This window comes from Streptomyces sp. NPDC014891 (assembly GCF_043081085.1).
GTDB lineage: Bacteria > Actinomycetota > Actinomycetes > Streptomycetales > Streptomycetaceae > Streptomyces.
This window is the reverse complement of record NZ_JBIBWF010000008.1, coordinates 17,551-36,046: the sequence shown is the minus strand read 5'-3', so window position 1 is coordinate 36,046 and position 18,496 is coordinate 17,551. Positions and strand designations below refer to the sequence as shown.

The window sequence follows — 18,496 nt, the reverse complement described above, 5'->3', positions numbered from 1 at the left end:
CTCAGCGGGCCGTGCGGAGCCCGTCGAAGGCCAGGTGCGCGACGGTCTCGGCGAGCTGCTCTCGCTCCGCGGAATCCGGGTGGGGCCGGTACCACTCCACGAGTGAGTTGATCATGCCGAAGAGCAGCCGGGTCGCGAGCCGGATGTCCACGTCGGCCCGCAGGTCGCCCTCCTCGGCCGCCGCCTTCAGGAGGTCGGCCACCCGGTGGTCGAACTCGCGCCGCCGCTCCATGGCCCAGCGCTCGGTTCCGGTGTTGCCGCGCACCCGCAGCAGCAGCGTCACGTACGGGAGCTCCGCGATCAGCACCTCGACCGTGCGGCGCGTGACGTACTCGACCCGCTCGACGGCCCGGCCGCGTCCGGCGTCCGGCTCGTCGAGGATGGCGAAGAGCCCGTCGAGCGCCCGGCTGACCGCCCGCCGCAGCAGCTCCTCCTTGCCGGACACGTGGTGGTAGATCGACGACTTGGAGATGCCGGCCGCCTTGGAGAGGTGCTCCATGGACGTGCCGTCGTAGCCGCGCTCGTTGAAGACCCGCACGGCCACCGAGAGCAGCGTCTCGGGGGTGTACGTGTCGCGCTTGGCGGTGGTCATCGGGTGTCCTCCGCATCGGCGTCGGCGCACCGGCGGGCGACGGCCTGGCTCGGCCCGTACCTGCCCGTCGGGTAGCGCTCGTGCAGGCCCCGCAGCAGGTCGCAGACCCGCCGGTGCCCCAGCTTCTCCGCCCACTCCAGCGGTCCGGCGGGGTAGTTCACCCCGAGCCGCATCGCCGTGTCCACGTCCTCGGCGGTGGCGACGCCCCGGTCGACCGCGTCGGCCGCGAGGTCGGCCAGCATCGCGACCGTGCGGGCGACGATCATGCCGGGCACGTCGCCGATCACGGAGACCTGCTTGCCGAGCGCCTGGAAGAGCCCCACGGCCTCGGCGAGGGTCTCGGGCGCGGTGCGCCGTCCGGTGGAGAGCACCATCCGGCTCGCGCGCGCGTAGTCGAGGGCGAGGTCGAAGTAGACGATCTCCTCGGGGAAGAACTCGAAGGAGCTGTCGCCGTCGGCGAGCATCAGCCTGCCGCCGCCCGGCAGCACGATGTGGCCCTCGCCCCGCTTGCGGCGGACCGTGATCCCGGCCTCCTCGACGAGCCCGACCAGCGGTTCGGCCGGGCCGAGGTCGCCCTGGACCACGATCCGCTCGGGCGCCTCCGCAGGCGCCGCCGTGTGCGGTGCGGGCCGCTCCGCGCCGTCCGCGTACGAGAACCAGCCGTGGCCCGTCTTGCGGCCGAGCCGTCCCGACTCCACCAGCCGCCGCTGGGCGAGCGAGGGCGTGAACTTGGGGTCCTGGTGGAAGGACTCCCAGACGGAGCGGGTGACGGCCTCGTTCACGTCCTGGCCGATGAGGTCGGTGAGCTCGAAGGGGCCCATCCTGAAGCCGCCGCACTCGCGCAGGGCCGCGTCGATGGTGGCCGGATCGGCGGCGCCCTCCTCGAAGACCCGCAGCGCCTCCGCGTAGAAGGGCCGGGCGACCCGGTTCACGATGAATCCGGGGGTGTCCGCGCACCTGACCGGGGTCTTGCCCCAGCCCTTCACCGTCTCGTACGCGCGCGTGGCGACGTCCGGATCGGTGGCGAAGCCGCTGACGACCTCGACGAGGGGGAGCAGCGGCGCCGGGTTGAAGAAGTGCAGTCCGACGAACCGGCCGGGCAGCCGCAGGCCTCCGGCGATGGCGGTGACGGAGAGCGAGGAGGTGTTGGTGGCGAGGACGGTGTCGTCGCCGACGACCTTCTCCAGGTCGGCGAAGAGCTGCTGCTTGACGGGCAGCAGCTCGACGATCGCCTCGACGACGAGGGCCGCGTCCGCGAGCTCCGCGAGGTCCCCGGCGGCGTGCAGGCGTCCGATCGCCGCCTCGCGCGCGGGGGCGTCGAGCCGGCCCTTCTCGACGAGCCGGTCGAGGCGCGCGGTGAGGGCGGCCACGGCCTCCTCGGCGCGGCCGGGGGCGCTGTCGTAGAGGCGCACGGGGTGGCCGGCGACCAGGGCGACCTGGGCGATGCCCTGCCCCATGGTGCCGGTGCCGACGACGGCGACGGTGCGGTCCCGCCCGACGGGCTCGGGGACCGGTCCGGACGCGGCCTCCGCCGCGGTCCCGGTCGCTTCCACGGCGGCGGCAGGCTCACTGGCGGTCACGTCGTCGCTCCCCCTGACGGTCACGTTGGCGCTCATAGGAGTGATCCTCCCCGATGGGTTCTCCACAGGATCGACAGGCCCCCTTGTCCCGACCGATCGTTCGGTTACTCTAACTCCGTACGTGTCTCCCTGCCCAGCTCGACGAGGAGTTGGTCCACCCATGGCCACCGCTCTGCCGACCACCGACCGTCTGGCCGAGAAGCACCGGTCCACGCTCGACCAGGCGCTCGACACCATCCGGACCCGCGCCTACTGGTCGCCGTACCCCGAGCACCCGAAGGCGTACGGGGAGGACGGCTCGCTCGACGCGGCGGCCGGCCTCGCCGCCCACCAGGCCCTGCTGAACACCCGGTTCGAGCTCGACCAGCCCGGCACGGACGGCTGGACCGGCGGCGAGACCTCGCCGTACGGCCCGGAGCTCGGCATCGAGTACCCGCACGCCGACATCGACGTCCTGCTCCCCGCGATGCGCGCCGGAACGGCCGCCTGGCGCGACGCCGGGGCCGAGACCCGCGCCCTGGTCTGCCTGGAGATCCTCGCCCGGATCTCCGCCCGCACCCACGAGTTCGCCCACGCCGTCATGCACACCAGCGGCCAGGCGTTCATGATGGCGTTCCAGGCCGGCGGCCCGCACGCCCAGGACCGCGGCCTCGAAGCCGTCGCCTACGCGTACGCGGAGCAGACCCGCACCCCCGCGGGACGGGCCGACTGGTCCAAGCCGCAGGGCAAGCGCGCGCCCCTGGAGCTGAGCAAGGAGTTCACCCCGGTCGGCCGCGGCATCGCCCTGGTCATCGGCTGCAACACCTTCCCCACGTGGAACGGCTACCCGGGCCTGTTCGCCTCCCTCGCCACCGGCAACCCGGTCCTGGTCAAGCCGCACCCGCGCGCGGTGCTCCCGCTGGCCCTGACCGTGCGCGTCGCCCGCGAGGTGCTCGCCGAGTCCGGCTTCGACCCGAACCTGGTCGCGCTCGCCGTCGAGCGGCCCGGGGAGGGCATCGCCAAGACCCTGGCCGTGCGCCCGGAGATCCGGATCATCGACTACACCGGCTCGACCGCCTTCGGCGACTGGCTGGAGGCCAACGCCCGCCAGGCCCAGGTCTACACCGAGAAGGCCGGCGTCAACACGGTGGTGGTCGACTCGACCGACGACTACCAGGGGATGCTCGCCAACCTGGCCTTCTCGCTGTCGCTGTACAGCGGCCAGATGTGCACCACCCCGCAGAACCTGCTGATCCCCCGCGAGGGCATCGCCACCGACCAGGGCCCCAAGTCGTACGACGAGGTCGTCGCCGACCTCGCCTCGGCGGTCGGCGGCCTGCTCGGCGACGACGCCCGGGCGAACGGCCTGCTGGGCGCCCTGGTCAACCCGGACGTGAAGGCGCGCCTGGAGGCGGCCGCGGGCCTCGGCGAGGTGGCGCTCGCCTCCCGCGAGGTCGTGAACCCGGAGTACCCGGACGCGGTGGTCCGCACGCCGGTCGTCGTGAAGCTGGACGGCTCCAAGCCGGACGCCGAGGCCGCGTACTTCTCGGAGTGCTTCGGGCCGGTCTCGTTCGCCGTCTCGGTCGACTCCACCGCCGACGCCCTGGAGCTCCTGCGGCGCACGGTCCGCGAGAAGGGCGCGATGACGGTCGGGGCCTACACCACCTCGCCGGACGTCGAGCGCGCGGTGGAGGAGGTCTGCCTGGAGGAGTCGGCCCAGCTCTCGCTGAACCTCACGGGCGGGGTGTACGTGAACCAGACGGCCGCGTTCTCCGACTTCCACGGCTCCGGCGGCAACCCGGCGGCGAACGCCGCGCTGTGCGACGGCGCCTTCGTCTCCAACCGCTTCCGGGTGGTGGAGGTCCGCCGCCAGGCCTGAGGCACCCGCCCGCGTGGAGGCTCCGGAGAGCCTCCACGCGGGACTCGTCCACGGCCCCCGGGGGCGCTCACGCCCTACGGCGTCTCGATCTCCGCATAGCGCTGGATCCAGGCGTGCATGGCGACGGCCGCGGCCGCCCCCGCGTTGATCGAGCGCGTCGAACCGAACTGGGCGATCGAGCAGACCATCTCCACATGGGCGCGGGCCTCCTCGGTGAGCCCGGGGCCCTCCTGACCGAAGAGCAGCACACACCGGCGGGGCAGCACGGTCCGCTCCAGCGGCACCGCCCCCGGCAGGTTGTCGATCCCGATGACGGGGATGCCCTCGGCCGCCGCCCACGAGGTCAGCGACTCGGTGTCCGGGTGGTGCCGGACGTGCTGGTAGCGGTCGGTGACCATGGCGCCGCGCCGGTTCCAGCGCCGCCGGCCCACGATGTGGACCTCCTTCGCGAGGAAGGCGTTCGCCGTCCGCACCACCGAACCGATGTTGAAGTCGTGGCCCCAGTTCTCCACGGCCACGTGGAAGTCGTGCCGCCGGGTGTCGAGGTCGGCGACGACCGCCTCCCGCGTCCAGTACCGGTAGCGGTCGACGACGTTGCGCCGGTCACCGCCGGCGAGCAGCTCGGGGTCGTACCTCTCGCCCTCGGGCCACGGCTCGGGGTGCGGCCCGACGCCGATCTCGGTGCCGAAGCCCTCGTCGTACTGGACCGGCTCGGACGCCTCGGCCGCTGCCGTCTCTTCGGTGGTGCTCACCCGACGAGGGTACGGGGACCGCGCTCCTCACCCCTACGGCGCTGCTCGGGCAGCGCCCCCTCGGGCGCCCTCCGCCGCAGCCGGCGCCCGACCCGCGCGGCCCGGGCGCCGAGCGCCACCAGGAACGCCGTCGGCAGGAACACGGCGTCCGCGGAGATCATCGCGAGGGAGAAGACGGGCAGTCCGAGGAGCACCGCGATCCCGGCGTGCTCCAGCATCATCACGACGAGCAGGACGTTCTTGACCTTGCGGTGGAAGAGCGTGAACGGGAACGCGACCTGCACGATCACCGTGCCGTAGGTCAGCAGCATCACCATGACCCCGCTGCTCCCGAGCAGCTCGGAGAGTGCGGGCCAGGGCGTGAAGTAGTCGAGGTGGAGCGGGTAGAAGAGCGCGGTGCCGTCCTGCCAGCGCGAGCCCTGGATCTTGTACCAGCCCGCCGTGGCGTAGATCAGGCAGACCTCCGCCATGATCACGACGAGGGCGGCGTTGTGCGCGAGGTTCGCGAGGGCGTCGAGCAGGGTGCGCGGCTCCCCGGGCGCGTACCGGCGGACGAGCCACCACAGGCCGTTCCCCAGCCACAGGACCCACAGCAGCACCGGCAGCCACCACTCGCCGGTGATCTCGCTGAACCAGGTGGTGGCGAGGAGGAAGCCCCCGAGCACCGTCCACAGCAGGGGACCCACGCGGTCCTCGGGCAGCGGCTCGCCGGCGTCCGCCGCGCGGGCCTCCCGGGCGGCCCTCCGGGCGTCCAGCGACCACACGCGGGAGCAGCGGGTCAGCACGAGGTAGATCGCGGCCAGGTGGAGGACGTTGTCGCCGCCGTCGCCCACGAAGACGGACCGGTTCTGCAGCGACAGCACCCCGACCATGAAGACCACGGAGACGGCGCGGGTGCGCCAGCCGACGAGGAGGAGCACGGCCGAGAGCACGGCGAGCCCGTAGACGCACTCGAACCAGAGCCGGCCGTCCGACCACATGAGCACGGTGAAGGACCGGTTGTCGGCGATCAGCCGCCGGGCCATCTCCCAGGACCAGGGCCCGTCGGGTCCGTACAGCTCGTGCCGGAACGGCAGCTCGCGCAGCAGGAAGACCAGCCAGGTCAGCGAGAAGCCGATGCGCACGATCGCGGTCTGGTACGGGCCGAGGGCGTGGGCCGTGACGTTCTGGACGGCGCGGGCGAGCGTGCGGTCGAAGGGCTCGCGGGCTCGGCCACGCGCGGGCGTGCCGCCGGAGGAGGGCGCCGGGGCGGGGCCGGGGGCGGAGGAGGGAGCGGGGCCGGGGGCGGTCATCGGTCCGCCTCCGTACGGCTCGCGCCGGCCGCCGCGCGGCTCCGGTCGGCCCCGGTGGGCCGGTCGGCGTCGGTGACCCGCCACCACGGGAAGTCGCGGTAGGAGGGGGCGGTGTCGGTCTTCTCGGTGCTCCACCGGGGGGCGGGGACCGCCCGGGTGACGGTGCGCAGCTGGATCCGCCGCACGTCGCCCGGCCGGTCGGCGAGGCGCAGCATGGCGATCCGGCGCATGTACTCCTCCGAGAGCCGGCCGCGCATCCCGTTGGGGGCGTGGTCCTCGGTGTGCGAGTTGAGGTAGAAGTCCACGGCCCGGCGGAGCTCGTTCTGCTGGGCGTGGCTGGGCATCGGGTTGTGCCGGACGGCCGCGGCGTCCTCGGCGGTCAGGTCGATCCAGCCGGTCGTGCGGCGGCCGCCGGCCGCGTCCGCCAGCTCGGCGCGCACCTCGACGGAGACGTTCTGCTGGAGCGGGTTGGGCGCGAAGAGCTTCCAGTTCTGTTCGAACTCGGGATAGATCCAGTCGTCGACCGCCTGGCCGTGCCGCTTGGTGAGCGTGTTGGACGGCGCGACGTGCAGGAACACCATCGCCAGATGGACGCAGGCGAAGACGCCGACGACGGCGAGCGCCACGGCGAGGACCACCTGGTAGGGCATCGACAGGGCCATGATCCCGCCCCCCTCGCGCGGGACGGCGGGTGCCGTGTCAGGGGCGCGCGCGGCGGCCGTCTCCGGTACGCGCGCGGCGGCCGTCTCCGGTACGGGAGCGGCGGCCGTCTCCGGTGCCTCGGTCGCGGCCTCGGGGGCCTCCGTCAGCGGGTCGGCCGGGAGTGTCGGACGGCCGTCGTCCGCGTCCGCGGCGCCCTTCTCGACGTATCCGTCCATCCCGCCCCGATCCCGATCGGCCCACCCCGGTTATCCACAGGGTTGACACCATACGGGCCGCCGACTCACCATTGAAGTCATTCAACCGAACGATCGGTCGGTAGGGAGTCCGATGACCGCAGTGACGGCAGGGACGGCAGGGACCACGGGCGCGCCCGGTGTGTCGGACGCGGCCGTGGCGGCGGAGCAGGCCGCCCACGAGACCGTGTTCGACGCCGCAGTGGCCGCCGACGAGCGGATCGAGCCGCGCGACTGGATGCCCGAGGCCTACCGCGCCTCGCTCGTCCGCCAGATCGCGCAGCACGCCCACTCCGAGATCATCGGCATGCAGCCGGAGGCGAACTGGATCACCCGCGCGCCCTCGCTGCGCCGCAAGGCCATCCTCATGGCCAAGGTCCAGGACGAGGCCGGCCACGGCCTGTACCTGTACAGCGCCGCGGAGACCCTCGGCACCAGCCGCGACGAGCTGCTCGACAAGCTCCACTCCGGCCGCCAGAAGTACTCCTCGATCTTCAACTACCCCACCCTGACCTGGGCCGACGTCGGCGCCATCGGCTGGCTCGTCGACGGCGCCGCGATCACCAACCAGGTCCCGCTCTGCCGCTGCTCCTACGGCCCGTACGCCCGCGCGATGGTCAGGGTCTGCAAGGAGGAGTCCTTCCACCAGCGCCAGGGGTACGAGGCCCTGCTCGCCCTCTCCCGCGGCACCGAGGCCCAGCACGCCATGGCCCAGGACGCCGTGGACCGCTGGTGGTGGCCCTCGCTCATGATGTTCGGCCCCCCGGACGACGAGTCGACCCACACCGCCCAGGCGATGGCCTGGAAGATCAAGCGCCACTCCAACGACGAACTGCGCCAGCGCTTCGTCGACATCGCCGTGCCCCAGGCCGAAGCCCTCGGACTCACCCTCCCCGACCCCGACCTCCGGTGGAACGAGGAGCGCGGACACCACGACTTCGGCGCCATCGACTGGACCGAGTTCTGGGACGTCCTCAAGGGCAACGGCCCCTGCAACGAGCAGCGGCTGAGCCGCCGCCGCCAGGCCCACGAGGACGGCGCCTGGGTCCGCGAGGCCGCGGCGGCCCACGCGGAGAAGCACCGCACCCGGAAGCACGACGCGGACCCGCACCGCACCCAGCAGCACCAGCACACCGGCACGCACGGGGAGGCACAGGCATGACGAGCGACGGTTGGCCGCTGTGGGAGGTGTTCGTGCGCTCCCGCCGCGGACTGTCCCACACCCACGCGGGCAGTCTCCACGCCCCCGACGCGGAGATGGCCCTGCGCAACGCCCGCGACCTGTACACCCGCAGGAGCGAGGGCGTGTCGATCTGGGTCGTCCCCTCCGCCGACATCACCGCCTCCTCGCCCGACGAGAAGGACCCCTTCTTCGAACCGGCCGCGGACAAGCCCTACCGCCACCCGACGTTCTACGAGATCCCCGAGGGGGTGAAGCACCTGTGAGCACCACCCCGGCCACCGGCCCCACCACCGCGACCACCGGTGCCGCCCTCGCCCTCGGCGACGACGCCCTCGTCCTCTCCCACCGCCTGGGGGAGTGGGCCGGCTCCGCCCCCGTCCTGGAGGAGGAGGTCGCCCTGACCAACATCGCCCTCGACCTCCTCGGCCAGGCCCGCGTCCTGCTCTCCCTCGTCGGAGACGAGGACGAACTGGCGTACCTCCGCGAGGAGCGCTCCTTCCGGAACGCCCAGCTGGTCGAGCAGCCGAACGGCGACTTCGCGCACACCATCGCCCGGCAGCTCTACTTCTCCACCTACCAGCACCTCCTGTACGGGCAGCTGGCCGCAGGCGACGGACCCTTCGCCGGCCTCGCCGGCAAGGCCGTCAAGGAGGTCGCCTACCACCGGGACCACGCCGAGCAGTGGACCCTCCGCCTCGGCGACGGCACCGACGAGAGCCACCGCAGGATGCAGCAGGCCTGCGACGTGCTCTGGCGCCACACGGGCGAACTGTTCCAGCCCGTCGACGGCATCGACGTGGACCACACGTCCATGGAGAGCGCCTGGCTGGCCTCGGTCACCGACGTCCTCGGCCGCGCCACGCTCACCGTCCCCGAAGGACCCCGCACCGGCGCCTGGGCCGCCGGCGCCGGCCGCCAGGGACTCCACACCGAGTCCTTCGGACGGATGCTCGCCGAGATGCAGCACCTGCACCGCAGCCACCCGGGGGCGACATGGTGACCATGACCGCCCTCGAAGAGGAACTGAGCCGGATCGCCGGCGCCGTCCTCGACCCCGAGCTCCCCGTCCTCACCCTCGCGGAACTCGGCGTCCTGCGCGGCGTCCACGTCACCGGCCCCGGCCGGGTCGAGGTCGCCCTCACCCCGACGTACACCGGCTGCCCCGCCGTCGAGACCATGTCCTCCGACATCGAGCGCGCCCTCCACGAGCACGGAGTGCCGGAGGTCTCCGTCGTCACGGTCCTCGCCCCCGCCTGGTCCACCGACGACATCAGCGAGGAAGGCCGCCGCAAACTCGCCGAGTTCGGCGTCGCACCCCCGCGCCCCCAGGGCCCGGCCGACGGCCCGATACCGCTGACCCTGGCCATCCGCTGCCCGAACTGCGGCTCCACCGACACCGAACTCCTCAGCCGCTTCTCCTCCACCGCGTGCAAGGCCCTGCGCCGCTGCGCCGCCTGCCGCGAACCGTTCGACCACTTCAAGGAGCTGTAGATGGAGTCCTCAGGCGTGGGCGCCCGGGCCGGCGGACGGGCCGGGTTCCATCCCCTCAGGGTGAGCGAGGTCGAACGGCTCACGGACGACTCCGTGGCGGTCGCCTTCACCGTCCCGCCCGAGCTCCACGAGACCTTCCGCCACCTCCCCGGCCAGCACCTCGCGCTCCGCCGCACCGGTGAGAACGGCGAGGAGATCCGCCGCACCTACTCGATCTGCGCCCCCGCCACCCCCGCCGGCGAACCGCCCGTCCTGCGCGTCGGCATCCGGCTCGTCGACGGCGGCGCCTTCTCGACGTACGCCCTCAAGGAACTCGCCGTCGGCGACCTCGTCGAGGTCATGGAACCGACGGGCCGCTTCTCCCTCACCCCGCGCCCCGGCCGCTTCGCGGCCGTCGTCGGCGGCAGCGGCATCACCCCGGTCCTGTCCATCGCGGCCACCCTGCTCGCCCGCGAGCCCGAGGCACGGTTCTGCCTGATCCGCAGCGACCGCACCGCCGCGTCCACGATGTTCCTCGACGAGGTCGCCGACCTGAAGGACCGGTACCCCGACCGCTTCCAGCTGGTCACCGTCCTCTCCCGCGAGGAGCAGCAGGCGGGCCTCCCGTCCGGCCGCCTCGACCGCGAGCGCCTCACCGCGCTCCTGCCCTCGCTCCTGCCCGTCGGGACCGTCGACGGCTGGTTCCTCTGCGGCCCGTTCGGACTCGTCCAAGGCGCCGAGCAGGCCCTGCGCGGACTCGGCGTCGACCGCGGCCGGATCCACCAGGAGATCTTCCACGTCGACGACGGCTCCGCGCCCTCCCCGGTCGCCCCGGCCGACACCCCCGCGCACGCCACCCTGACCGCGACACTGCACGGCCGCTCCGGCACCTGGCCGGTGGACCGCGGCGAGACCCTCCTCGACACGGTCCTCCGCTCCCGCGCGGACGCCCCGTACGCCTGCAAGGGCGGAGTGTGCGGCACCTGCCGCGCCTTCCTCGTCGGCGGAGAGGTCCGCATGGACCGCAACTTCGCACTGGAACCGGAGGAGACCGACGCGGGCTACGTCCTCGCCTGCCAGTCCCACCCGGTCACCCCCGACGTGGAACTCGACTTCGACCGCTGACGCACGAAGCCGGCGCCCCGCCAGGACCCACCACGGCGCCGGCATTCCCTTCCACTAGAACCTGTTCTATCTTGACGGATCGTCAGGACCAGCAGAGGCACAACGGGAGGGCAGAGCAGTGGACTTCACCTTCACCGAAGAGCAGCAGGCGGCCGTCGAGGCCGCCAAGGCGGTCTTCTCGGACGTCGCACCGGACGCCGTACCGAGCCCCGCCCTCACCGCGGGCGCCGTGTCCGATGACCTCGACCGGCCGCTCTGGTCCCGCCTCGCCGCCGCCGACCTCCTCGGCCTCACCCTCTCCCCGGAGCACGGAGGCGGCGGCCTCGACCCCGTCGCCCTCTGCCTCGTCCTGCGCGAATCGGCCCGGGTCCTGGCCCGCGTCCCCCTCCTGGAGACCAGCGCCGTCGCCCACACCATCGACCGGTACGCACCCCCCGAGACGGCCGCCGCCCTGCTCCCCCGGGTCAGCCGCGGCGAACTCGTCCTCACGGCAGCCGCTCAGGGACGCACCGGCCACGACCCGGCCGAGCGGGCCGTCACCGCCCACCGCGACGGCACCGGCTGGGTCCTCGACGGCCTGCAGACCGCGGTCCCCTGGGCCCACGGCGCCGACCTCATCGCCGTACCGGCGCACACCGCCGACGGCACCACCGTCCTCGCCCTGCTACCCCGCGCACACGACGGGCTGACCCTCACCGCCCAGTACTCCACGAGCGGCGAACTCCTCGCGGAGCTACGGCTCGACGCCGTCCGCCTCGACGCCGCCGATGTCATCGACACCGAGGGAGCCTGGGACCGGCTCCGCGGACTCCTCACCACCGGCACCTGCGCGCTCGCCCTCGGCCTCGGCGAGGCCGTCCTCACCATGACGAGCCAGTACACGGGCAGGCGGGAGCAGTTCGGCCACCCCGTGGCCACCTTCCAGGCCGTCGCAGTCCAGACCGCCGACCGCTACATCGACCTGCGTGCCATGGAGGTCACCCTCTGGCAGGCGGCCTGGCGCCTCTCCAGCGGGGCCGACGCGGCACTCCCCTCCGAAGGGGACATCGCCGTCGCGAAGATCTGGGCCTCCGAGGGCGTACGACGGGTGGTGCAGACGGCCCAGCACCTGCACGGCGGCTTCGGCGCCGACACCGACTACCCGCTGCACCGCTTCCACGCCTGGGCCAAGCACCTGGAGCTGTCCCTCGGCCCCGCCGCGGCCCACGAGGACGCCCTGGGCGACCTGCTGGCCACCCATCCCCTCGGCTGAGACCCGGGAGACGGTCCGGGAACCCCGGAGACGTCAGAGCCGGGCCAGGAGCCCCGAAGGACGTCATAGCCGGGCCGGGGCCCCGAAGGACGTCAGAGAACGAAGGCCGGGCTTCCGGTGCCCGTCACCATCGGACGCCCGGCACCGTCCCAGGCGAGCATGCCGCCCTCGACGTTCACCGCGTCGAAGCCCTGCTGCACCAGGTACTGCGTGACCTGAGCGGACCGGCCGCCCACCCGGCACATCACATAGGCGCGACCACGCTCGGCGACCGCCTCGGTCACCTCACCGAAGCGCGCCACGAAGTCGCTCATCGGCACGTGCAGAGCGCCTTCGACGTGCCCGGCCGCCCACTCGTCGTCCTCCCTGACGTCCAGCACCAGGGCATCGGCCGGCACGGAAGCCGCGTCCACCGAGGGCAGAGGGGAGAAATTCATGGGACCGGCCTTCTCTCGATCAGTGGCGCCCGAAGGGTCTCGAACGCACGGAAAAACCTACTGCACCAGCCCGGCCAGCTCGCTCTCCCGCTCGGAGACCTGCGCGAGCAGCTGCTCCGCGATCTCCTCCAGGAGGCGGTCGGGGTCCTCCGGCGCCATCCGCAGCATCGCGCCGATGGCGCTCTCCTCCAGTTCACGGGCCAGCGTCGACAGCATGTCCTTGCGCTGCGCGAGCCACTCCAGGCGCGCGTACAGCTCCTCGCTCTCGCTGAGCCGGTCCTCGGCCGGCACGGGGCCGGCCTCCCATTCGGTGGAGAGTTCGCGCAGGGCGGCCTCGTCGCCGCGGGCGTAGGCGGCGTTCACCCGGGTGATGAACTCCTCGCGTCGCTTCCGCTCGTCGTCCTCGCGGGCCAGGTCGGGGTGGGCCTTGCGGGCCAGCTCCCGGTAGAGCCTGCGGACCTCCTCGCTGGGCCGGACCCGCTTCGGCGGCCGCACGGGACGGTCGGTGAGCATGGCCTCGGCTTCGGGGGAGAAGCCGTCGGAGTCGATCCAGTCGTGGAACAGCTCGTCCACTCCGGGCATCGGCATGACGGCGGCCCGCGCCTCCTGCGCCCGCCGCAGGTCCTCGGGGTCACCGGTCCGCGCGGCCCGCGCTTCGGCGATGCGGGCGTCGAGCTCGTCGAGCCGCGCGTACATCGGGCCGAGCTTCTGGTGGTGGAGCCGCGAGAAGTTGTCCACTTCGACACGGAAGGTCTCGACGGCGATCTCGAACTCGATCAGCGCCTGCTCGGCCACCCGCACGGCCCGCTCGAGCCGCGCCTCGGGCCGCTCGTCCCCGGCCGGCGACGGCTCGTCCTGCGGCCGCTGGCTCTCGGGGCCCTCGTTCGCACCCTGGTCCACGCTCACGTCTCCGCCCGCCCACGTCCTCGTTCCGGCTCGTCCCACCCAGCCTAGGTCCTTCCGAGGGGGCCTCCCCCCTCCCTCCCCCTCCCCACCCTCCCCCTCATGCCCCTCGCCCCCTCGGTCCTCGCCCCCTAGTCCCCTCGACGGGCGCACCACAGCCGCACAGCCGCCTCCCCGCACCGAGGCGACGCCCCGACCGTCGGCCGGGCGCACCGGTCCCCAGCCGGCCCGGTCGGGTCAGACGCCCGATTCGGCGGCTATGCGACCGGCGCGGACGGCGGTGAGCAGGTCGGCGTGGTCGGCCGTGGTGCGGTCCGCGTAGGAGACGGCGAAGGCGGCGAGGGCCTCGTCGAACTCCTCGTTCTTCCCGCAGTACCCGGCTATCAGGCGGGGATCGGCGCTGTGGGCGTGGGCGCGGGCGAGCAGGGCCCCGGTCATCCGGCCGTAGTCGTCGACCTGGTCGACGGTGAGGGCGGCGGGATCGACGCTGCCCTTGCGGTTGCGGAACTGGCGCACCTGGAAGGGGCGCCCGTCCACCGTGGTCCAGCCGAGCAGGATGTCGCTGACGACCTGCATGCGCTTCTGCCCGAACACCACGCGGCGGCCTTCGTGGACGGGTTCCGGCACTGTGAATCCGGCGGTCGGCAGGTGGGGCAGCAGGGCGGACGCCCGTGCCTCCTTCACCTGGAGGACGAGTGCCTCGCCGCGGTGGTCGAGGAGCAGCACGACATAGGAGCGGGTGCCGACGCTGCCGGTTCCGACGACCCGGAAGGCCACGTCGTGCACGGCGTACCGCGCGAGGAGCGGCAGCCGGTCCTCGGACACGGTCTCCAGGTAGGGGCCGAGGGAGGCGGCGACGGCGGCGGCCTCGGCGTCCGGGACCCGGCGGAGGACCGGGGGAGCGTCGACGAAGCGGCGGCCGCCGCCCTCAGGGTCGGTGACGGCTTCGGTGGAGCGGGCGGCGAACCGGGCGCTGGTGTTGTTGCGGGCCTTCGCGGAGACCCGCTCCAGGGTGCCGAGGAGATCGCGGGCGTCGGTGTGGGAGACGAGTTCCTCGTCGGCGATGGCGTTCCACGCGTCGTGGGCGGGGAGCCGGGCGAGGAGTCTCATGGTGCGCCGGTAGGCGCCGACGGTGTCGAAGGCGGCGGCCCGGCACAGGTCCTCGCTCGCGCCGGCTTCCCGGCCGACGAGGACGAGGGAGGTGGCGAGCCGCTTGAGGTCCCATTCCCAGGGGCCGACGACGGTCTCGTCGAAGTCGTTGAGGTCCATGACGAGGCGGCCGCGCGCGTCTCCGTAGAGGCCGAAGTTGGCCGCGTGGGCGTCACCGCAGAGCTGCGCGGCGATCCCGGTGACGGGGGTCGTGGCGAGGTCCTGCGCCATGAGCCCGGCGGCTCCGCGCAGGAAGGTGAAGGGGCTCACCGTCATTCTGCCGACCCGTATCGGTGCGAGCTCGGGGACGCGGTCCCGGTTCGACTCCTCGACCGCGCGGACGGCGTCGGGGCGGTCGGCGGCGAGGGCGGGCCGTGCGTGGGCGGAGCGCGGGACGCGCTCGCGGAGTGCCTTGCCGTGCTGCTTGGGCGAGGCGGCGGAGTCCGTCCGGCTGCCGACGGCGGCGCGGCGGGCGAAGCCCGGTACGTGGGGCACGCGCACGCCGTCCGAGGCGGCTCCGCCCTGCTGTGCTGCGTCCGTGCCGGGCTGTCCCGGCACGGCGACCTGGTTGTCGCCCATGGCCTGCGCTCCCCCGATGTGAACGTCCAACATCATCTGGCCCTGAAGGTACCGCCGTACCCGAGGGGCCGTCTCCCCCTGTGGACAAGCACCTGTGGACAACTCCCCAAGCCGTCCGCAAGCCGTCCTCAGGCCATCCTCCGCTCATCCCGGACCGCCCGCTCATCCCCGGACCGCTCCGGGCGGCTCCGGGCGGCTCCGGGCGGCTCCGGGCGGCCCCGTGCGACGACCCCGGGGCGGTGCCGCACCCGGCGAACAGCCTGTCCGGCCGGCCCCCCGCGCCGGCCGGACAGGCCGCCCTCCCGGTGCGGCACCGCCGCCCCTCCCGGAGCCGCGCCGCCGTCCCTCCTACAGGCCCGCGTCCCGGGCGAGGAGGGCCGCCTGGACCCGGTTCTCGCAGTCCAGCTTGGCGAGGATCCGGCTCACGTAGGTCTTCACCGTGGCCTCGCTCATGTGCAGCCGCTTCCCCGCGTCGGCGTTGGAGAGCCCTTCGCCGAGCAGCGCCAGCACATCGCGCTCCTTCTCACTCAGCCCCGCGACCCGCCCCCGCGCCTCCTCGGCGCGGGCCGCCTCCCGGCCCGTGGCGAGCCGCTCCACGACGTGCCGGGTCGCCGCGGGCGACAGGTACGCGTCGCCCACCGCGGCCGCCCGCACGGCCCGGATCAGTTCCGCGGGAGCGGTGTCCTTCAGGAGGAACCCGGCCCCGCCGTGCTCCAGGGTCCGCAGCACGTTGTCCCGCTCGCCGAAGGTCGTGAGCACGATCACCCGGGCCGCCGGCGCCGCCCGGCGCAGCTCCGGGAGCGCCGAGAGGCCGTCGAGGACCGGCATCTGGATGTCGAGCAGCACCACGTCGGCGGCGTGCGCCCGGGTCGCCTCGACCGCCTCCCGGCCGTTGGCGGCCTCGGCGACGACCTGGATCTCCGGGTCGGAGGTGAGGATCATCCGGATCCCGGCCCTGATCAGCGGCTCGTCGTCGGCGATCACGACCCTGATGGGCTGCCCTGCCACAGCTTCTCCCCACGGCTCCGGTACGGGCGGGTCGGCGCTAGCGCGCCTCGACCTCGTACGACTTCTTCTCGATCAGCTTGCCGTCCTTGAAGCAGAAGCGGAAAACGGGCTCCTTCTCGAAGGAGTCGCTCACCTCCGAGGACATCAGGACCAGGCAGTCGGCGCCTTCCGGCTGCGCGGGTCCCTTGCCGCTGAGCCCGGCCGTGGCGATCGTGTCCCCGGACGGGAGTCGACCGCGCACCTCCTTCTCCGGCGCCCCGACCTTCACCGCGTCGTACTGCGCGGGCTCGATCATGCCCTCCTTCAGCGAGCCCATCAGGAAGTAGATGCCGAAGCCGGCCGCCACCACCAGCAGGACGAGCGCGGCGAACGCGATCCCGCAGCCCAGTGCGATCGAACCGCCCGTGCTTCTGCCTCGGCCCCCATGCACCGCCATGGCCAACTCCCGCTCCGTGAATGTCCAGTCGGCCGGTCCGACCACGACCGGACGACCATCGCCCACGAGCGGTTTCGTGGTCTGCTGCCGGAAGTCGTCGGCCGCATCGACCAAAGGTGCTGCCTCCGCGAGGGGGGCCGCCCCGTACGGCAGCATCCCGGCCACCCGGAAGCCGCCGCCGTCGGCGGGACCGGCGTGGCACATGCCGCCCACCAGCCGGGCCCGCTCGGCGAGCCCGGTGAGGCCCTGGCCGCCGCTCACCACGTCCTTCGCGGGTTCCTCGGTGGGCTTCTCGTTGAGGACCTCGACGACGAAGGTGTCCGGCTCGTACCGCAGGTCGACGCCGATCGGCGCTCCAGGCGCGTACTTGTAGGCGTTGGTGAGGGCCTCCTGGACGATCCGGTACGCGGCGTGGTCGGCGGCCGGTGCGAGTGACCGCTCCTCCCCCGAGCGTCTCAGTCCGACCGAGGTGCCGGCCGTCCGCGCCGCCTCGACGAGCCCCTCGATGCCGGCGATTCCCCGGGCCGCGCGGCCCGTCTCGTCCGCGGTGCCCCCGGGGGCCGTCGCCGTGCCGTGGGGTGCCTCGATGCCGTCGCGGAGGATGCCGACGACCTCCCGCAGCTCGTGCATCGCGGTCACCGACGCGTTCCGCAGGACGCCGACGACCTCGCGCTGACGCTCGCTCAGCTCCCGGTCCACCTCCAGGGCCCCGGTGTGGACGGCGATCAGGGCCAGTTGGTGCCCGAGGCTGTCGTGCATGTCCTGGGCGATCCGCTGGCGCTCGCGGAGCCGGGCCTGCCCGACCACCATGGTCCGCTCCCGCAGCAGCTGGGCGTTGCGCTCCTGGAGCGCGTGCAGCAGGGTCCGCCGCTGGGTCCAGTACCGGTGGGCGAGGCCGGGGGCCAGGGTGGTGCCCAGGTAGTAGAGGGTCGCCGTGAGGGCGATGGTGAGCAGTCGGCTCCCTTCCCAGGGGCCGATGAGGCTCGCTCCGACGTTGACGACGAAGGCGAGGATGAACGCGGCGAGCGCGCGCCCCGCTCCCGCGATGTACCGGCCGGAGGACCAGCCGACGACGAGCAGGAGGGGTCCGAAGCCGGGCACGAGGGGTGCGAGGCCGGCGGTCAGGACGAGGACGCTGGCGGGAAGTCTGCGGCGCACCAGGGACAGCAGGGCCGATCCGGCGGCGACAGCGGCCAGGACCCATCCCTCGCCGCCGAGGAGGTCCTCGGTCCCGGCGCCGAGCAGCGCGAGGACCCCGGCGAGTGCCAGCTCCCCGGTGGTCCTGCGGCCCGACCACTGTCCCGGCACCGCGAACCAGGCCCACCACGCGGCGAGCCTGGCCCCGATCCCGTGCGAACTCCGGGCCCCCGACTTCGACATAACGTCCACGCTCGCACCGTAGGCGGGGGCACGGTCCCGGGTCGTCCCTCTTTCGTCGCACCCTGGGACGACAAAAGTCTCGGCCTCCGGACCGGCACGCGTCCGGAGGGTCCGCGCCCCGCCCTCCGGTGTGACGTCGGTCATGGCGGGCGGGACGGGTCGGGTGGGGACTTGTGTAGAGTGGGATCACCGACGCGGGGTGGAGCAGCTCGGTAGCTCGCTGGGCTCATAACCCAGAGGTCGCAGGTTCAAATCCTGTCCCCGCTACGAAGGGAAGGGGCCCGGCTGATGCCGGGCCCCTTCCGCGTTCCCCGCAAGCGACCGGCGTCGCACAGCCGTACGGGGTCCCGGGCGAAGTCGGCGGCGCGGCCGCGAGGGCGGCTCGGCCCCCATCCTGCTCCGCAGCCCGGCAGCGGGCACTGTGGCGTCCACTCGACCGTCCGGCGGTTTCCCGGCCGCCGGACCGTCACGCGTGCAAGGCGCCCATACGAAAGAGGGTGCGTGTCAACGGCACATCTCACGCTCCGGTTGATCGTTTCCCGGCCAGGTCCTTCGCCGAAGGCAATTCAGATCGACCGGCCGCCCGGCGACCGAAGCCCGATGA

17 protein-coding genes and 1 tRNA gene are annotated in these 18,496 nt (G+C 73.2%); 8 read left to right on the top strand and 10 right to left on the bottom strand.

Annotated elements, in window-relative coordinates; translation table 11 throughout:
* Position 1: 1 nt before the first annotated feature.
* Positions 2 to 592 carry a TetR/AcrR family transcriptional regulator gene (locus ACF09E_RS22820; protein WP_361853537.1) on the bottom strand — a complete coding sequence of 197 codons (591 nt, stop codon included), beginning with the start codon at positions 590 to 592 and terminating at the stop codon, positions 2 to 4.
* Positions 589 to 2,208: a 3-hydroxyacyl-CoA dehydrogenase gene (locus ACF09E_RS22815; protein ID WP_392206761.1), complete on the bottom strand. Its 1,620-nt coding sequence runs from the start codon at positions 2,206 to 2,208 to the stop codon at positions 589 to 591. Before ACF09E_RS22815 ends, ACF09E_RS22820 begins: the two co-directional genes overlap by 4 nt.
* 124 nt (positions 2,209 to 2,332) lie before the next feature.
* On the opposite strand from ACF09E_RS22815, the gene paaN reads away from it, so the two are divergent.
* Positions 2,333 to 4,030 (top strand): phenylacetic acid degradation protein PaaN, encoded by a 1,698-nt coding sequence (gene paaN / locus ACF09E_RS22810; RefSeq protein WP_392206760.1) that lies wholly within the window; start codon positions 2,333 to 2,335, stop codon positions 4,028 to 4,030.
* A 74-nt stretch (positions 4,031 to 4,104) separates the two neighbouring features.
* Here the strand turns inward: paaN and ACF09E_RS22805 are convergent, their stop codons facing one another.
* Genes ACF09E_RS22805 through ACF09E_RS22795 form a run of 3 tightly spaced genes read right to left on the bottom strand, consistent with a single transcriptional unit; the run spans position 4,105 to position 6,952 of the window.
* Positions 4,105 to 4,782, bottom strand: a complete 678-nt coding sequence (locus tag ACF09E_RS22805) for a TrmH family RNA methyltransferase (protein WP_392206759.1) — start codon at positions 4,780 to 4,782, stop codon at positions 4,105 to 4,107.
* A complete protein-coding gene (locus tag ACF09E_RS22800) occupies positions 4,779 to 6,074 on the bottom strand; it encodes an HTTM domain-containing protein (RefSeq protein WP_392206758.1) in 1,296 nt (431 codons plus the stop codon). The genes ACF09E_RS22805 and ACF09E_RS22800 overlap by 4 nt, the downstream gene beginning before the upstream one ends.
* Positions 6,071 to 6,952 carry a DUF5819 family protein gene (locus ACF09E_RS22795; RefSeq protein WP_392206757.1) on the bottom strand — a complete coding sequence of 294 codons (882 nt, stop codon included), beginning with the start codon at positions 6,950 to 6,952 and terminating at the stop codon, positions 6,071 to 6,073. The genes ACF09E_RS22800 and ACF09E_RS22795 overlap by 4 nt, the downstream gene beginning before the upstream one ends.
* A 112-nt stretch (positions 6,953 to 7,064) precedes the next feature.
* On the opposite strand from ACF09E_RS22795, the gene paaA reads away from it, so the two are divergent.
* The 6 genes from paaA to ACF09E_RS22765 all read left to right on the top strand — a co-directional run bounded on the left by paaA (position 7,065) and on the right by ACF09E_RS22765 (position 12,000).
* Positions 7,065 to 8,132 carry a 1,2-phenylacetyl-CoA epoxidase subunit PaaA gene (gene paaA / locus ACF09E_RS22790; protein WP_392206756.1) on the top strand — a complete coding sequence of 356 codons (1,068 nt, stop codon included), beginning with the start codon at positions 7,065 to 7,067 and terminating at the stop codon, positions 8,130 to 8,132.
* Positions 8,129 to 8,416, top strand: a complete 288-nt coding sequence (paaB, locus tag ACF09E_RS22785) for a 1,2-phenylacetyl-CoA epoxidase subunit PaaB (RefSeq protein WP_148003385.1) — start codon at positions 8,129 to 8,131, stop codon at positions 8,414 to 8,416. The genes paaA and paaB overlap by 4 nt, the downstream gene beginning before the upstream one ends.
* Positions 8,413 to 9,153 carry a 1,2-phenylacetyl-CoA epoxidase subunit PaaC gene (gene paaC, locus ACF09E_RS22780; protein ID WP_392206755.1) on the top strand — a complete coding sequence of 247 codons (741 nt, stop codon included), beginning with the start codon at positions 8,413 to 8,415 and terminating at the stop codon, positions 9,151 to 9,153. Before paaB ends, paaC begins: the two co-directional genes overlap by 4 nt.
* Positions 9,147 to 9,644, top strand: coding sequence for a 1,2-phenylacetyl-CoA epoxidase subunit PaaD (paaD, locus tag ACF09E_RS22775; protein ID WP_388802024.1), 498 nt, complete (start codon positions 9,147 to 9,149; stop codon positions 9,642 to 9,644). The genes paaC and paaD overlap by 7 nt, the downstream gene beginning before the upstream one ends.
* Entirely contained in the window at positions 9,645 to 10,748 is a 1,104-nt protein-coding gene (locus ACF09E_RS22770) for a 2Fe-2S iron-sulfur cluster-binding protein (protein WP_392206754.1), read from the top strand.
* Positions 10,749 to 10,866: 118 nt separating this feature from the next.
* Positions 10,867 to 12,000 carry an acyl-CoA dehydrogenase family protein gene (locus tag ACF09E_RS22765; RefSeq protein WP_392206753.1) on the top strand — a complete coding sequence of 378 codons (1,134 nt, stop codon included), beginning with the start codon at positions 10,867 to 10,869 and terminating at the stop codon, positions 11,998 to 12,000.
* A 92-nt stretch (positions 12,001 to 12,092) separates the two neighbouring features.
* On the opposite strand, the gene ACF09E_RS22760 is transcribed toward ACF09E_RS22765, so the two are convergent.
* The 5 genes from ACF09E_RS22760 to ACF09E_RS22740 form a co-directional block, all read right to left on the bottom strand.
* On the bottom strand, positions 12,093 to 12,437 hold the full coding sequence (locus tag ACF09E_RS22760; RefSeq protein WP_055599075.1) for a rhodanese-like domain-containing protein: 345 nt from the start codon (positions 12,435 to 12,437) through the stop codon (positions 12,093 to 12,095).
* Between the two features lie 57 nt (positions 12,438 to 12,494).
* Positions 12,495 to 13,238: a J domain-containing protein gene (locus ACF09E_RS22755; protein WP_392207071.1), complete on the bottom strand. Its 744-nt coding sequence runs from the start codon at positions 13,236 to 13,238 to the stop codon at positions 12,495 to 12,497.
* Between the two features lie 339 nt (positions 13,239 to 13,577).
* Positions 13,578 to 15,068, bottom strand: a complete 1,491-nt coding sequence (locus ACF09E_RS22750) for a DUF2252 domain-containing protein (RefSeq protein ID WP_392207068.1) — start codon at positions 15,066 to 15,068, stop codon at positions 13,578 to 13,580.
* Between the two features lie 348 nt (positions 15,069 to 15,416).
* On the bottom strand, positions 15,417 to 16,076 hold the full coding sequence (locus tag ACF09E_RS22745) for a response regulator (protein ID WP_392206752.1): 660 nt from the start codon (positions 16,074 to 16,076) through the stop codon (positions 15,417 to 15,419).
* Between the two features lie 37 nt (positions 16,077 to 16,113).
* The gene (locus tag ACF09E_RS22740) at positions 16,114 to 17,892 is read right to left on the bottom strand and encodes a sensor histidine kinase (protein WP_392207066.1); all 1,779 of its coding nucleotides are present in this window, start codon (positions 17,890 to 17,892) and stop codon (positions 16,114 to 16,116) included.
* 193 nt (positions 17,893 to 18,085) lie between these two features.
* Between ACF09E_RS22740 and ACF09E_RS22735 the strand changes: the two genes are divergently transcribed.
* Positions 18,086 to 18,159, top strand: a tRNA-Met gene (locus ACF09E_RS22735).
* Positions 18,160 to 18,496: the final 337 nt, after the last annotated feature.

What these genes read in the sequence shown, in the direction of transcription:
- paaB (WP_148003385.1), top strand. Translation starts at nt 8,129, where the DNA reads ATGACGAGCGACGGTTGGCCGCTGTGGGAGGTGTTCGTGCGCTCCCGC.
- ACF09E_RS22815 (WP_392206761.1), bottom strand. Translation starts at nt 2,208, where the DNA reads ATGAGCGCCAACGTGACCGTCAGGGGGAGCGACGACGTGACCGCCAGT.
- ACF09E_RS22800 (WP_392206758.1), bottom strand. Translation starts at nt 6,074, where the DNA reads ATGACCGCCCCCGGCCCCGCTCCCTCCTCCGCCCCCGGCCCCGCCCCG.
- paaA (WP_392206756.1), top strand. Translation starts at nt 7,065, where the DNA reads ATGACCGCAGTGACGGCAGGGACGGCAGGGACCACGGGCGCGCCCGGT.
- ACF09E_RS22795 (WP_392206757.1), bottom strand. Translation starts at nt 6,952, where the DNA reads ATGGACGGATACGTCGAGAAGGGCGCCGCGGACGCGGACGACGGCCGT.
- ACF09E_RS22750 (WP_392207068.1), bottom strand. Translation starts at nt 15,068, where the DNA reads ATGGGCGACAACCAGGTCGCCGTGCCGGGACAGCCCGGCACGGACGCA.
- paaD (WP_388802024.1), top strand. Translation starts at nt 9,147, where the DNA reads ATGGTGACCATGACCGCCCTCGAAGAGGAACTGAGCCGGATCGCCGGC.
- ACF09E_RS22770 (WP_392206754.1), top strand. Translation starts at nt 9,645, where the DNA reads ATGGAGTCCTCAGGCGTGGGCGCCCGGGCCGGCGGACGGGCCGGGTTC.
- ACF09E_RS22820 (WP_361853537.1), bottom strand. Translation starts at nt 592, where the DNA reads ATGACCACCGCCAAGCGCGACACGTACACCCCCGAGACGCTGCTCTCG.
- paaN (WP_392206760.1), top strand. Translation starts at nt 2,333, where the DNA reads ATGGCCACCGCTCTGCCGACCACCGACCGTCTGGCCGAGAAGCACCGG.
- ACF09E_RS22740 (WP_392207066.1), bottom strand. Translation starts at nt 17,892, where the DNA reads ATGTCGAAGTCGGGGGCCCGGAGTTCGCACGGGATCGGGGCCAGGCTC.
- ACF09E_RS22760 (WP_055599075.1), bottom strand. Translation starts at nt 12,437, where the DNA reads ATGAATTTCTCCCCTCTGCCCTCGGTGGACGCGGCTTCCGTGCCGGCC.